This window comes from Thaumasiovibrio clandestinus, from assembly GCF_047250365.1.
In the GTDB taxonomy this organism is placed as follows: Bacteria; Pseudomonadota; Gammaproteobacteria; order Enterobacterales; family Vibrionaceae; genus Thaumasiovibrio.
The window spans coordinates 560,642-574,737 of sequence record NZ_JBLBVL010000001.1 but is presented as its reverse complement, the minus strand read 5'-3'; the positions used below and the strand labels follow the sequence as shown (position 1 = coordinate 574,737).

At 47.5% G+C, this 14,096-nt stretch carries 16 protein-coding genes; all 16 read left to right on the top strand.

The genetic code is table 11. The features are described 5' to 3' along the window. Positions 1–10: 10 nt before the first annotated feature. Positions 11–2,170, top strand: coding sequence for a chemotaxis protein CheW (locus tag ACKLNH_RS02710; protein WP_413110690.1), 2,160 nt, complete (start codon positions 11–13; stop codon positions 2,168–2,170). Positions 2,171–2,190: 20 nt separating this feature from the next. Beyond that, complete coding sequence (locus tag ACKLNH_RS02705; protein WP_413110689.1) at positions 2,191–3,294, top strand: protein-glutamate methylesterase/protein-glutamine glutaminase; 1,104 nt, start codon at positions 2,191–2,193, stop codon at positions 3,292–3,294. Between the two features lie 9 nt (positions 3,295–3,303). After that, entirely contained in the window at positions 3,304–4,083 is a 780-nt protein-coding gene (locus tag ACKLNH_RS02700; protein ID WP_413110688.1) for a ParA family protein, read from the top strand. After that, the gene (locus tag ACKLNH_RS02695) at positions 4,073–5,146 is read left to right on the top strand and encodes a chemotaxis protein CheW (RefSeq protein WP_413110687.1); all 1,074 of its coding nucleotides are present in this window, start codon (positions 4,073–4,075) and stop codon (positions 5,144–5,146) included. Before ACKLNH_RS02700 ends, ACKLNH_RS02695 begins: the two co-directional genes overlap by 11 nt. Positions 5,147–5,167: 21 nt before the next feature. Further along, the gene (locus ACKLNH_RS02690; protein WP_413110686.1) at positions 5,168–5,665 is read left to right on the top strand and encodes a chemotaxis protein CheW; all 498 of its coding nucleotides are present in this window, start codon (positions 5,168–5,170) and stop codon (positions 5,663–5,665) included. Then, entirely contained in the window at positions 5,665–6,093 is a 429-nt protein-coding gene (locus ACKLNH_RS02685; RefSeq protein WP_413110685.1) for a DUF2802 domain-containing protein, read from the top strand. Before ACKLNH_RS02690 ends, ACKLNH_RS02685 begins: the two co-directional genes overlap by 1 nt. Positions 6,094–6,306: 213 nt before the next feature. Next, positions 6,307–6,930, top strand: a complete 624-nt coding sequence (ccmA, locus tag ACKLNH_RS02680) for a cytochrome c biogenesis heme-transporting ATPase CcmA (protein WP_413110684.1) — start codon at positions 6,307–6,309, stop codon at positions 6,928–6,930. Then, on the top strand, positions 6,927–7,592 hold the full coding sequence (ccmB, locus tag ACKLNH_RS02675) for a heme exporter protein CcmB (RefSeq protein WP_413110683.1): 666 nt from the start codon (positions 6,927–6,929) through the stop codon (positions 7,590–7,592). The genes ccmA and ccmB overlap by 4 nt, the downstream gene beginning before the upstream one ends. Positions 7,593–7,602: 10 nt before the next feature. After that, complete coding sequence (locus ACKLNH_RS02670) at positions 7,603–8,352, top strand: heme ABC transporter permease (RefSeq protein ID WP_413110682.1); 750 nt, start codon at positions 7,603–7,605, stop codon at positions 8,350–8,352. Further along, positions 8,342–8,548 (top strand): heme exporter protein CcmD, encoded by a 207-nt coding sequence (gene ccmD, locus ACKLNH_RS02665; RefSeq protein WP_413110681.1) that lies wholly within the window; start codon positions 8,342–8,344, stop codon positions 8,546–8,548. Before ACKLNH_RS02670 ends, ccmD begins: the two co-directional genes overlap by 11 nt. After that, entirely contained in the window at positions 8,545–9,030 is a 486-nt protein-coding gene (gene ccmE, locus ACKLNH_RS02660) for a cytochrome c maturation protein CcmE (RefSeq protein WP_413110680.1), read from the top strand. Before ccmD ends, ccmE begins: the two co-directional genes overlap by 4 nt. Continuing rightward, the gene (locus tag ACKLNH_RS02655; protein WP_413110679.1) at positions 9,027–11,012 is read left to right on the top strand and encodes a heme lyase CcmF/NrfE family subunit; all 1,986 of its coding nucleotides are present in this window, start codon (positions 9,027–9,029) and stop codon (positions 11,010–11,012) included. The genes ccmE and ACKLNH_RS02655 overlap by 4 nt, the downstream gene beginning before the upstream one ends. Beyond that, positions 11,009–11,563: a DsbE family thiol:disulfide interchange protein gene (locus ACKLNH_RS02650; protein WP_413110678.1), complete on the top strand. Its 555-nt coding sequence runs from the start codon at positions 11,009–11,011 to the stop codon at positions 11,561–11,563. The genes ACKLNH_RS02655 and ACKLNH_RS02650 overlap by 4 nt, the downstream gene beginning before the upstream one ends. Then, positions 11,560–12,027 carry a cytochrome c-type biogenesis protein gene (locus ACKLNH_RS02645; RefSeq protein ID WP_413110677.1) on the top strand — a complete coding sequence of 156 codons (468 nt, stop codon included), beginning with the start codon at positions 11,560–11,562 and terminating at the stop codon, positions 12,025–12,027. Before ACKLNH_RS02650 ends, ACKLNH_RS02645 begins: the two co-directional genes overlap by 4 nt. Before the next feature lie 2 nt (positions 12,028–12,029). Continuing rightward, a complete protein-coding gene (ccmI, locus tag ACKLNH_RS02640; protein ID WP_413110676.1) occupies positions 12,030–13,244 on the top strand; it encodes a c-type cytochrome biogenesis protein CcmI in 1,215 nt (404 codons plus the stop codon). A gap of 76 nt (positions 13,245–13,320) precedes the next feature. After that, positions 13,321–14,079: an MlaA family lipoprotein gene (locus tag ACKLNH_RS02635; RefSeq protein WP_413110675.1), complete on the top strand. Its 759-nt coding sequence runs from the start codon at positions 13,321–13,323 to the stop codon at positions 14,077–14,079. Positions 14,080–14,096 lie beyond the last annotated feature (17 nt).

Genomic DNA, 14,096 nt, shown 5'->3' with positions numbered 1-14,096 from the left:
AGGATAAATAATGAGTTTTGATTTAGACGAAGATATCCTACAAGACTTTCTCATCGAAGCCGGCGAAATTCTTGAGCTGCTGTCTGAGCAGTTGGTGGATCTAGAGCGAACACCTGACGATGTTGACCTGTTAAATGCTATCTTTCGCGGTTTCCATACGGTTAAAGGTGGGGCGGGATTCCTAGCACTGAGTGAACTGGTCGATGTGTGCCACGGCGCTGAAAATATCTTTGATCTGTTGCGGACGAATAAGCGTGAATTGACGCCAGATTTAATGGATGTCATTTTGTTGGCATTGGACACTGTCAACGAGATGTTTACCCATGTGCAAGCTCGTGAGCCATTGCAGCCTGCTGAGCAATCTCTATTGGATGACTTACATCGTTTGAGTACGCCTTCGAGCCTTGATGCGCGTTGTGACGAAATGGAGGTAGCGCAAGCCCCCCAACCTGCTATAACGCCTGAGCCGACGATGGCTATCGAAGCTGACTCAGTTGACGATATTACCGACGATGAATTTGAACGTTTACTTGATGAATTACATGGTGCCGGAGGCAGCCCGAGCAGTGCGAATGTGACCACATCTGCCCCGATTATCGATAATATTCAATCAGAAAATGGGGATATTACCGATGATGAGTTTGAGCGCCTGCTAGATGAACTGCATGGTTCAGGGAAGGCGCCGGGTGCGGGTAGCGTTGATTTATCACTCACTTCCCCAGCATTGCCATCGGAAACACCCACGACAGCGTCTACGGCTGCATCAGTGCCATCGGGTGATGATGTGATGACCGATGATGAATTTGAACGTTTGCTCGATGAACTACATGGTGCTGGAAAGGCGCCTGGTCCATCGGAAGATGAGTTAGCGTTCGCGACTCGCCCAGCAGTGTCTCCTGACGTAGTGATGGATACAGTGGCTCCCGTGGCGCCAATTGCGAAACCGGTAGCAAAAGCTGAGACTAAACCTGAGCGTAATGCTGTTAATAAACCGGTGCAAAAAGAGTCGACCGTCCGCGTTGATACCTCAACACTTGATACCATTATGAATATGGTTGGTGAGCTGGTATTGGTACGTAACCGTTTGGTCAGTCTTGGTTTAAATACGAATGATGAGGAAATGTCAAAAGCGACGGCGACATTAGACGTCGTTACCGCTGACTTACAAGGCGCGGTGATGAAAACGCGTATGCAGCCGATCAAAAAGGTGTTTGGACGTTTTCCTCGAGTGGTTCGTGATTTGGCACGTAGCTTGAGTAAAGACATTGTGTTGGAAATGAAAGGTGAAGATACCGATTTAGACAAGAATCTAGTCGAAGCGTTAGCCGATCCACTTGTCCACCTTGTCCGCAACTCTGTCGATCATGGCATTGAGTTACCCCAAGTTAGAGAGAGAAACGGTAAGCCACGTGTTGGAACTGTTTTGTTATCAGCCTCTCAGGAAGGTGACCATATCTTGCTGACCATTTCAGATGATGGCGGCGGTATGGATGCTGAAAAACTTAAAGCCATTGCTGTTGAACGTGGTGTAATGGATGCTGAAGCGGCGTCTCGCTTATCTGATAGCGATGCATTTGACCTTATTTTTGCCCCCGGTTTTTCGACCAAAACGAACATTTCTGATATATCAGGACGTGGTGTTGGTATGGACGTGGTTAAGACCACGATTAATCAACTCAACGGGTCGATCAGTATCGATTCTGAGTTGGGTAAAGGTACGCGCATTGATATTAAAGTGCCATTAACACTGGCGATTTTGCCGACGTTGATGATAGGGGTATCTGAACAGCCCTTTGCATTGCCTCTGGCCAGTGTTAGTGAAATCTTCAATTTGGATCTGGATAAGACCAATGTGGTTGATGGACAGAAAACCATCATTGTTCGCGAAAAAGCCATTCCGTTGTTCTATTTGCAGGATTGGTTGATTGCACCCAACCGGCCGAAAAATGATCGCAGTAAAGGTCATGTGGTGATTGTCCATATCGGTCATCAACGTATTGGCTTTGTTGTTGATACTTTAATTGGCCAGGAAGAGGTGGTGATTAAACCTCTGGATGCGCTATTACAAGGCACACCGGGCATGGCAGGGGCAACGATTACCAGTGATGGGCATATTGCGTTGATCTTGGATGTACCCAATTTACTTAAGCGCTATGCAGGTAAGGCATAGCGTCATAAAAGAGTAGTTACATGGCAGTAAAAGTATTGGTGGTGGATGATTCGAGCTTTTTTCGCCGCCGAGTTAGCGAAATTATTAATGCTGATCCGAGATTGGATGTCATTGATATTGCAGTTAACGGTAAAGAAGCGGTCGAAAAAGCGCAGCAGCTAAAGCCTGACGTAATTACGATGGACATTGAGATGCCAGTCATGGATGGCATCTCGGCGGTTCGTGAAATTATGCAAGTGATGCCAACGCCGATACTGATGTTCTCATCGCTCACTCATGAGGGAGCGAAAGCGACACTGGATGCGTTGGAAGCTGGTGCGTTGGATTTCTTACCGAAGAAGTTTGAGGATATTGCACGTAATCGAGATGATGCGGTATTGCAGTTACAACAACGTGTTGCTGAGTTGTCTCGTAAGCGATTCTTCATGCGTCAGCGCCGTCCCGTGCCGCGAGCGACTGCGCTCCCTTCACGTAGTACCGAGCGCCAGACGGGGCGTGCTCAACCCAAGCTGCCCGCAACACCACTGCGTTTTAGAGCTAGCGGAAAGAAATATCGATTAATGGCGATTGGTGCATCGACGGGTGGGCCCGTCGCGTTACAAAACATTCTAACTCAGCTTCCAGCCAATTTCCCATTACCCATTGTTTTGGTTCAGCATATGCCCTCAACCTTCACCATGGCCTTTGCTGCGCGGTTAAATAGCTTGTGTAAAATCACTGTCAAAGAGGCAGAAAATGGTGATGTGCTAAGGCCTGGATGTGCGTACCTTGCTCCTGGAGGTAAGCAGATGATGGTGGATGGCCGGGGTGCAACCGCCAGGCTCCGTGTATTGGATGGTGGGGATAGGATGAATTACAAACCTTGTGTTGATGTTACCTTCGGTTCTGCAGCAAAAGTCTATGGTGAGCATGTTCTGTCAATGATACTGACGGGCATGGGCGCTGATGGACGCGACGGTGCGCGGATGTTGAAAGAGTGCGGTGCAACGATTTGGTCTCAAGACGAAGAGAGTTGCGTTGTTTATGGCATGCCGCAGGCCGTCGCCAAGGCGGGTTTATCATCAGAAAGCTTACCGTTAGAACGAATTAGTGAGCGGATTCTTCTCGAGCTGGATATAACCTAAGGAGCTACGGTGATAGTGTGGAGTATTGCCAACCAGAAAGGTGGCGTTGGAAAAACAACAACAACAATATCGCTAGCTGGTTTGTTGCGCCAGCGTGGCCAGCGTGTACTGTTGGTTGATACTGATCCGCATGCATCATTAACCACTTACCTCAATATTGACTCTGAGTCGGTGCCATCGAGTTTGTTTGACCTGTTCCAGTTACCCAAGCTTAATCGGTTAACTGTGCAGCCTGTCGTAATGAAAACAGCGTTTGAAGGGATCGATTTAATACCTGCTCATATGTCGTTAGCGACGTTAGACCGTGTCATGGGTAGCCGTGGTGGTATGGGGTTAATCCTGAAAAAAGCGTTGCGCGTTTTAGCAGAGGATTATGATTATGTCTTGATTGATTGCCCTCCGATTCTGGGGGTGATGATGGTCAATGCTCTAGCCTCGAGTGATCGTATTTTGATTCCTGTGCAAACAGAATTCCTGGCCATGAAAGGTTTAGAGCGAATGATGCGAACGCTGCAGATCATGGAGAAATCCCGCCAAGCGCCGTTTAACGTGACGATTATTCCGACCATGTATGATAAGCGCACCAAAGCATCCTTACATACACTACAGAATTTAAAAGCCCGCTACGCTGACGATGTCTGGGCGTCAGCGATTCCGATAGATACCAAATTTCGTGATGCGAGTTTGAAGCACATGCCACCATCTTATTACGCCAAAGGCAGCAGAGGTGTGTATGCCTATAAAACGTTGCTCAACTATTTAAGGCGATTAAATCAGCATGACCACTAAGCACCGTCTTTCTAGTGAACAAGCATTAGAAGATTATTTTTCTGACTTACTTGACGATGCTGTCGACAGTGAGTCTGTGGTCGCGATTGAACCCGTGGAAGTGTCTGGGCAGTTCACGTTACCTTCCAGTGCCTATGTCACGCATAATTGGGCGACTCCGTCGACGGCAGAGCTGCCGACGCTTGAGGTGCCTTTGACCGCTGAGCAAACTGAAACAGTACCGTTTACGGATGCTGATCTGTCATTGAGTGAAGAGCAAGAAGAATATGCGTTGCACTATCAGCCACTACCGCAGCCATCTTCGCCTAAGGCGAATGAATGCTTTGCTGAACCTGAATTTGATACAGGTGATGTCGAACGTTTGTTGAGTCAATTGAGTCAGACGGCAATAGATGAGAACGTCGGTCGTATGCCTGCACAAAATGGTGACTTTGTTGATGATCGAGCGACGGAAGAAGAGCTCGAAGCGCAGTTTACAGCGTTAGCAGAACAAGAAACTCAAGGACAAACCACGCTTACTGAAGCTAACCAAACAGCGATGGGGGAAGCGATGATTAAGCCGCCCCCTGAAACTCAGACGAATGCGGTTTTATCGCAATGGAAGAATATTTCTTATACCAACGAAGTTCAATTATTGTACTTCGAGGTATGTGGCGTCATGTTTGCCGTACCGTTGGCGGAGCTCGGTGGTATTCATCGTATGGCTTCGCTGAACACCTTACCAGCAAAACCTGCGTGGTATTTGGGATTATATCTGTCTCGAGATCAACAATTTGACATCGTAGATACCGCGTGTTGGGCGATGCCTGATATGCTAAATGGTCTTGATTATAAAGAAAAATATGGCTATATCGTGATGCTGGGCTCTAGCCGTTGGGGATTGGCGTGCGAGCAGTTGCATGGCACCCAAACAGTGTTACCGAATATGATTCGCTGGCGCGAGCACGCTGGTAAGCGTCCGTGGCTGGCGGGTATGGTTAAAGATAAAATGTGCGCTTTAATACACGTTGAGGCGTTAATTGCGATGCTAGACGCAGGCTTAGATGTTAAAGCCCTAGCGTAATAGGATGAATGAGGAATTAGCATGTCACAGGTTACAACTGTCGCAGACGTTAAAAATGAAGCTGAAAATGACCAAGTTCTGCAGTGGGTTACCTTTAGGCTCGATGAAGAAACGTATGGCATTAATGTCATGCAGGTGCGTGAGGTGCTACGTTATACTGAAATAGCGCCAGTGCCAGGTGCGCCTTCATATGTGCTAGGAATTATCAATCTGCGCGGTAATGTTGTTACTGTTATTGATACCCGCGCCCGCTTTGGTGTGAATGAAGGTGAAATCACCGATCATACCCGAATTGTTGTTATCGAAGCAGAAAAGCAAGTGATCGGTATTTTGGTCGACAGTGTAGCGGAAGTGGTTTACCTGAAGACATCAGAAATTGATTCAACTCCAAGTGTGGGGACAGAAGAGAGTGCCAAGTACATTCAAGGTGTCTCTAATCGTGATGGGGAATTGCTAATCTTGGTCGATTTGAATAAGCTACTCTCAGATGAAGAATGGGATGAAATGGCTTATTTGTAATGATAAATCTGTTGCTCCAGTGGCTACCACTTGGACTTTTGTTGGTATTGACCATCGTAGTGTTATTGGCGCTACACCGTGAAAAACAAACGCGCTTGGCGATGATGCAGCGTGTTTCTGAGTTGGAAAGTGCGCTGACAGCAGCACATCGCCAACAAGACAGCTTGTCTAAGCAGTTCCATGAACTTCGTGCTGGCTCTATCGGCATGAGCGATATGCTGGCCAAAGTTGGACAGCAACTCGAGTTTCTAGAGGATAGGCAAGGTGAGTTAAGCATGCATGATCCAAACAGCAAGCTCTATTCTAGAGCTAGTCGCATGGTTGAATTGGGCGCAGACCTTCATGAACTAATGGAAGAGTGTGAATTGCCAAAAGCGGAAGCTGAGTTATTGATGAATTTACAAAGCCAAATGACCCGGCGCCGTTAATCGGAGCAAGAGTATGAAACCCCATTGTTTTACAATGGGGTTTTTTTATACCTGCGGTATGACAGTATCGCAATCTCCCTCTCAGTGCGTCTCTTTCCCTAACGCATTAGCCATACTATTTCAAAGTTGTGATCACACATGGCTAACAATTAATTCCAATGCTGTGATACCATGAAGATGACAACATAATGATAACATAGGAACTTTAGTGTCATGTTGACGGCGCGCCGTGTTGCTTGTGTAAGGGATCAGAGAGTGCTATTTGCTGACCTCTCTTTTGAGATTGAGCCAGGTGAATTGGTGCAGGTTGAAGGCCCAAACGGTTCAGGTAAAACCTCGTTACTGCGTATTTTGACTGGCTTATTGCAACAAGATGAGGGAGAAGTCTTGTGGCAAGGGACATCGATAACGGAGTGCCGAGACACCTTTCACCGCGATTTGTTGTTTATTGGCCACCAAACAGGCATTAAGCGTGAGCTAACGGTGGTCGAGAATTTGCGCTTTTATGCAGCGTTGCATCATCCGTTAGTGGATACGCCCTTACTGCTCAATGCCATCAATAAAGTTGGTCTAGGTGGTTACGAAGATGTTGCTGCCAATAACTTGTCAGCAGGCCAGCAGCGTCGTATTGCATTAGCCCGTTTGTGGATGAGTCAGCATAAGATTTGGATACTCGATGAGCCATTAACGGCGATAGACAAACGTGGAATCGCGATTTTAGAGGCGTTATTTTTATCGCATATCAAGCAGGGAGGCATCGTCATTCTTACCAGTCACCAAGACATGTTTGTTGACCAGTCCTGCCTACGCAGAATCACATTGGGAGGTCAGCATTGAGAGAAGTACTGCTGATTATTCGCCGCGAGTTGAAGGTCGCCTTTCGACGCAAGACTGATGTGCTAAATCCGCTATGGTTTTTTATTCTCGTTATTACCCTATTTCCGCTCGCGATTGGCCCTGAGCCAAATTTACTAGCAAGAATTGCCCCCGGTATTATTTGGGTTGCCGCTTTACTCTCTTGTCTGTTATCCCTAGAGCGGTTATTCAAGGATGACTTTCTTGACGGCACGCTCGAACAGATGTTGCTGCAAACCACAGCGTTACCCCTGCTTGTGCTCGCAAAAGTAACGGCACATTGGATATTAACTGGCCTTCCTCTCATTATTATCAGCCCTCTGTTGGCATTATTACTATCATTAGATGTTGCAAGTTGGTTAGCGGTAGCGACAACGTTGGCGCTAGGGACGCCAACATTAAGTTTACTCGGTGCTGTTGGGGTGGCTTTAACGGTGGGGTTGCAAAAAGGGGGGGTGTTATTAAGTCTACTCATTCTTCCTTTGTATATTCCCGTACTTATTTTTGCGACTGCTGCGATTGACGCAGCAGGGTTGGGATTATCTTATCAGGGGCAGTTAGCGATGTTGGCCGCGATCTTGGTCGCAGCATTCACCTTGACGCCATTTGCTATTGCAGCAGCACTGCGCATCAGTATGCAGTAAGGATTTGAGTATGTGGAAATGGTTACACCCTTATGCGAAATCAGAAACATGTTATGTGTTAGCGGGTCGGCTTCAGCCTTGGTTCTCTGTGCTGGCATGCCTTTCTCTTATTGTAGGATCGGTATGGGGGCTAATGTTTGCGCCATCCGATTACCAGCAGGGTGACAGTTTCCGGTTAATTTATTTTCACGTCCCTGCCGCGATTTGGTCAATGGCGGCGTATATGTCGATGGCCATTGCCGCCTTTATTGGTTTAGTGTGGCAAATAAAGCTTAGTGAGTATGCTGTTGCAGCCATTGCGCCGATTGGGGCGGTATTTACGGCGATTGCTTTGTTTACCGGAGCTGTGTGGGGCAAGCCCATGTGGGGAACATGGTGGGTGTGGGATGCGCGGCTCACTTCCGAACTGATTTTATTGTTTTTATATATTGGTGTGATGGCGTTGTATAACGCGTTTCATGACACGAAAACCGCAGCGAAAGCAGCGGCAATATTGGCTGTTGTTGGAGTGATTAATTTGCCAATTATTCACTACTCTGTTGAATGGTGGAATACCCTGCATCAGGGCGCCACCATTACCAAGTTTGCCAAGCCTTCTATTGATAGCCGTATGCTCTGGCCACTGTTACTTAACTTATTGGGCTTTGCCTTGTTTTTTGTCAGTGTGTTTTTGATCCGTTTCCGTAGTCAAATATTGCTACGCGAGTCAAAGCGTCCTTGGGTGCAAACGTTAGTCGGGGGAGATGATCATGCAATTTAACTCGTTTTCTGAATTTTTCGCCATGGGAGGATACGCCGCTTACGTCTGGTTTGGCGTAGGTGGTGCAGTGCTTGCTTTAGCAACAACGGCGTGGGTGAGTCGCCAGCAACATAAAAAAGCGCTCGACGACATTCGCGCTCAAAAAGAGCGAGAAACGCGTATTAAGGCAGCGAAGCAGATGGAGAATACCTTATGAATTCAAGAAGAAAGAAGCGAATGGTCATGATATTGGCGATTGTTTCTGGTTTAGGGATCTCGGCGGGGTTAGTGTTATACGCATTAAGTCAAAACATGGATTTGTTCTATACGCCAACCGAGCTCGTTAACGGTAAGCCAGATGGCACGATGCCAGAAGTGGGGCAACGGCTTCGCATTGGCGGCATGGTGGTGGCGGGAACCGTTAAACGCGACCCTCAATCTTTAGAAGTGCGTTTTGATGTGGCGGATATAGGGCCAGCCGTGACAGTCATCTATGATGGTATTTTGCCTGACCTGTTTCGAGAAGGGCAGGGTATTGTCGCGCAAGGGATTTTGAGCTCCCCTACGGAGTTGGTGGCGACAGAAGTATTAGCTAAGCATGATGAAGAATATATGCCGCCTGAGGTCGCTGAGGCGATGGAAAAAACACACCAACCGTTGCAATACAGTGAGGTTCAAAAACAAGGAAAAGCGCTATGATCGCTGAATTTGGCCATTTTGCGTTGATTCTATCGCTAGGCGCAGCACTGCTGCTAAGTACTCTGCCTCTGGTTGGTGCGCAGTTTAGTAACGTGAGGTTGATGAGAACCGCACGTCCGTTAAGTGCTGTGCTGTTTGCTTTGCTATTGCTTGCTTTTGTGATTCTGTGTCATCGCTTTTATGTGAATGACTTTACGCTTTCATATGTTGCCAACAACTCAAATAGCAAGTTGCCTTGGTATTATCGAATCACTGCGGTTTGGGGCGCTCACGAAGGGTCGTTACTGCTCTGGGTATTAATACAGGCGTTATGGACATTTGCCGTGGCGTTATTTAGTCGTGCAATGCCATTGCCTTCTGTCTCTCGCGTGCTTGCTGTGATGGGGATGATCAATATCGGCTTTTTGCTGTTCATCATAATGACATCTAACCCCTTTGAGAGAACCCTGCCTTATTTCCCTGCTGATGGACGAGACCTAAACCCGCTCTTGCAAGATCCTGGGCTGATTATCCATCCGCCTATGTTGTATATGGGCTATGTCGGTTTTTCGGTGGCGTTTGCGTTTGCGTTAGCTTCATTGATGACAGGAAGGTTAGATACTGCGTGGGCACGTTGGTCGCGTCCCTGGACGTTGGCGGCATGGTCATTTCTGACGTTGGGGATCGCATTAGGATCATGGTGGGCCTATTACGAGTTAGGTTGGGGCGGTTGGTGGTTCTGGGATCCTGTCGAAAACGCCTCATTTATGCCTTGGCTAGCGGGAACGGCACTGATGCACTCTTTAGCGGTTACAGAAAAGCGCGGAACGTTTAAAGCCTGGACTGTGTTGCTGGCACTAATGGCGTTTTCACTTAGCCTTTTAGGGACCTTTCTTGTGCGATCTGGCGTGTTGGTGTCGGTGCATGCCTTTGCGTCTGACCCTGAGCGAGGCATGTTTATTCTGGCATTTTTGCTGGTGGTCATTGGTGGCTCACTGCTGCTGTATGCGCTGCAAGGGCATAAAATTCGCTCCCAAGGTCAGTATGCGTTGGTATCGCGAGAAAACGGTTTGTTGGTTAACAATATATTGCTAATGGCAGCATTAACCGTGGTGTTTGTCGGCACCTTACTCCCGTTGGTACACAAACAGATCGGACTTGGCTCAGTATCAATCGGGGCGCCGTTCTTTAATAGTTTATTTACGTGGCTGATGTTGCCGTTTGCCTTTTTCCTTGGTATTGGTCCACTGCTGCGCTGGAAGCGAGATCAGCTTAAAACCTTGTTTAAACCGATGCTCGTTACGGCAATTGTTGCCGATGTTATTAGTATTGCGGTGGTGAGCTATTTCTTTGAGCATATTACTGGCCTTGCGCTCGTGGGTATTTGGATGGCGGCATGGATCGTTATTTTACTCGCCTATGAGGTTTGGCTTCGGGCTACCCATCGTCACACATTTGCGGTCGGTATACGTAAATTATCCCGTAGTCATTGGGCGATGACCTTTGGTCACCTTGGTCTAGCGGTTACTGTGGTTGGCATTACGCTGGTTAGTAACTATGACTTAGAGCGGGACGTGCGTTTAGCCCCGGGAGACACCATGCAGATGGTGCAGTATGAGGTCCAATTTACCCAATTGAATGACAATGATGGTCCTAACTATGATGGCTATGTGGGGGTGTTTGATGTCTACCGAGATGGTCATAAAGTGGCAACATTAGAAGCGGAGAAGCGTTTTTATACCGTGCAACGCTCAATGATGACGGAAGCGGCAATTGATAGCGGTGTGACTCGAGATATCTACATTGCCTTAGGTGAGCGTTTAGATGATGGCGCGTGGGCGGTACGGGTTTATCTGAAGCCGTTTGTTAATTGGATATGGGCGGGCGCATTGTTAATGGCACTGGGTGGCGCCATTGCGATCAGTGATAAGCGTTACCGTTATCGAGTAAAACAGACCGTTGAACGCCCATTGGAGACGAAGGTCGCGAAGGAGTCATCATGAAGACCCGTTTACTGTTTATTCCACTCATTGGCTTTTTGTTGTTGGCAGGTATTTTTGCTGCCCAATTATTGATTAATGTTGATGACCCCAACAATCCAACGCGACTGGAGTCGGTGTTGATAGGCCAGCCTGTACCGAGTTTTCGGTTAGAAGATTTGGGGCAACCGGGGCGAGAGTACCAACAAGATATTTTTATCGGTACACCCTTGCTACTCAATGTCTGGGCAACGTGGTGTCCAACCTGCTATGCCGAGCATCAGTACTTGAACCAGCTGGCGGTTAATGGTGTAAAAATTATCGGGCTCAACTATAAAGACGATAGAAAAAAGGCAACCCAGTGGTTGGAAGATCTCGGCAACCCTTATCTGATTAGCTTGTATGATGGCGATGGTATGCTGGGGTTAGACCTTGGCGTGTATGGCGCACCAGAGACGTTTTTAATTGATGCTAGCGGTACGGTACGTTATCGGCACGTCGGGGATGTGAATGAGCGCAATTGGCAAAGTACCCTTGGGCCGCTTTATCAATCGTTGTTAGAGGAGGCTTTATGACAAAGTGGTGGTACCTGCCTTTTTGTGCCTTGATCGCTAACATGGGCGTTAGTCTAGCAGCCATCGATGCTTATGAGTTTGATTCGATAGAGCAAGAGCGAAGCTTCCACTCTCTTAATAAAACCTTGCGCTGCCCCAAATGTCAGAACAATAGCATCGGTGACTCGAATGCCGAATTAGCCAAAGATTTACGCCAAAAGGTGTATGAAATGCTGCATGAAGGGCAAAGTGAAGATGAAATTGTTGACTATATGGTCGCTCGATACGGCAATTTCGTGACTTACCAACCGCCGTTAACGGCTGGCACAGTGATCTTGTGGGGGGCGCCAATAAGCGTTGTATTGCTTGGTATTGGACTCCTTTTGTATCGGCGACCATCTGAGAAAAACAGCGCTCAACTATCGCAACAAGAGCAGCAGAGACTGCAACAGTTGCTTGATGAAGACGACAAGGATAGGAGTTAGCAATGGTGTTTTGGTTAGCCTGCTTGGCGTTGGTGTTGGTGGTGACTCTTTGTGTTTTGATACCGATTTATGCATCATCAAGTCGTTCTGGTGCTCATTACGATAGGGATACATTAAACCGCGACCTTTATCATCAGCGAGTCAATGAGTTGGCGTTGGAGTCAGACTCTGGACTTGTCGAGGACAATAAACTGTTAACGAAGGAGTTACAGCGCACACTGCTAGATGATGTTCCTGCGGATAAGCGCAACCGATCGTTATCTACGCGTGGCTTGATGGGGGTAGTGTTCGGTGTGCTCGTGTTTGCATTGGTCGTGAGTTATAGCCTGTACACGCAAGTTGGTGCAAGGGCGCAAGTGTTAGGTTGGCAAGAAACAGCGCGGCGCTTACCTGAACTCTCGCAACGTTTAATGCAGGAAGAAAGCACGCCATTGGATACTCAGGAATTGGCAGACCTAACGTTAGCCCTACGCACTCGATTGCATCAGATGCCTGATGATCCGATGGGATGGCTATTGCTGGGTCGTTTAGGTATGGCGAGCCGTGATGTGGATATGGCAATCGGTGCAATGCGCCAGGCATGGGGATTGGCCCCTGATATGTTTGAAACACGTTTTGGTTATGCGCAATCATTGTTGCTAAGTGGTGATGCCGTGAATGCGCAACGTGGGCGTCAATTTTTAGCCCAGTTGATACAAGAAGATCCAGATAATTTGCAGGTGTTATCGTTGTTGGCGTTTGATGCATTTGAAGCGCAGGATTATCGCAGTGCTATTGCCATGTGGTCGAGAATGCAGAGTTTATTACCAAGTGATGATCCTCGAGCACAAATGCTGGCGCGTAGTATCGCTCAAGCACAGCAAAGTATTGTCGGCGATCCTGTACTGCTCTCAGTGGTAGTGACAATCCCGGATCGTACAACTTTGCCGGCGCAAGGGGTGCTATTTGTCTCGGTTCATAGGGTGGATGGGTCGCCCATGCCAGTAGCAGCGAAGCGAGTTCCTCTCAGTGCATTCCCGTTAACGGTGCACCTGCGTAACAGTGACAGTATGTTGGAGAGCAACCAGTTACAAGACATGACAGAGATGATCGTTCGCGCTCGTATTGATGCTGATGGTAACCTTGGTACTAAGGAATCAGGGTGGCGTGGTGAGCGTGTCAATGTCGCATTGGGTGAAAATGTTAGGGTAGACATTATGCAACAGGGGGCATTTTAGGCTGGATTTAATGTGATCAGGGCGTTAATATTCCCCTATTGTTAAACAAGGATGGCTTTGGTTAAGTGGTGAATGGATGAGAAAGGGATTGTTTTCGATTGGACTCGCACTGACGCTGGTTGGATGTGCATCGAATCCCGAGACAGTAGAGAACAGTAGTACCGTTTATGACCCTTTTGAGGGGGTAAACCGTACGATGTGGGCGTTTAATTATGATTACTTAGACCCTTATCTGGTTCGGCCTGTCTCGCTCGCTTATGTTAACCATGTTCCATCGCCAATGCGTTTAGGTATTCATAATTTTTTGGCGAACCTAGAAGAGCCAGTTAATATGATCAATAGCATGCTGGTATTGGATGGCGAAGCAGCAGTCACGCACTTTAATCGTTTCTGGATAAATACGGTTTTTGGTGTGGCCGGTATTATTGATATCGCATCGGCTGCAGAGATTACAACGCCAGGGGATCGCGAATTTGGCGATACGATGGGCTATTGGGGCGTAGACCATGGCCCGTACATCATGTATCCAGCTTATGGGCCGTCAACAATACGAGAGACGACCGGTGATATTGTCGATGGCTTTTTACCCATGGCTGCGTATATGAATTTTTGGCAAGGGTTGGCTAAATGGGTTTTCCAAGGAATGGAGTCACGTGCCGCCTTGGTGCAGCAAGAGTCAATCTTACATAATTCACAAGACCCTTACCTGTTTACGCGTGAATCGTATATTCAACACAAAAACTTTATCGCAAGTGGTGGTGTTCTCGACGATGCGTTTTATGAAGAAGATGTCTATCTTGATGAGTTTATTGATGAAATAGATGGCGAATTTTAGAAGCACTAAGCTTTTAA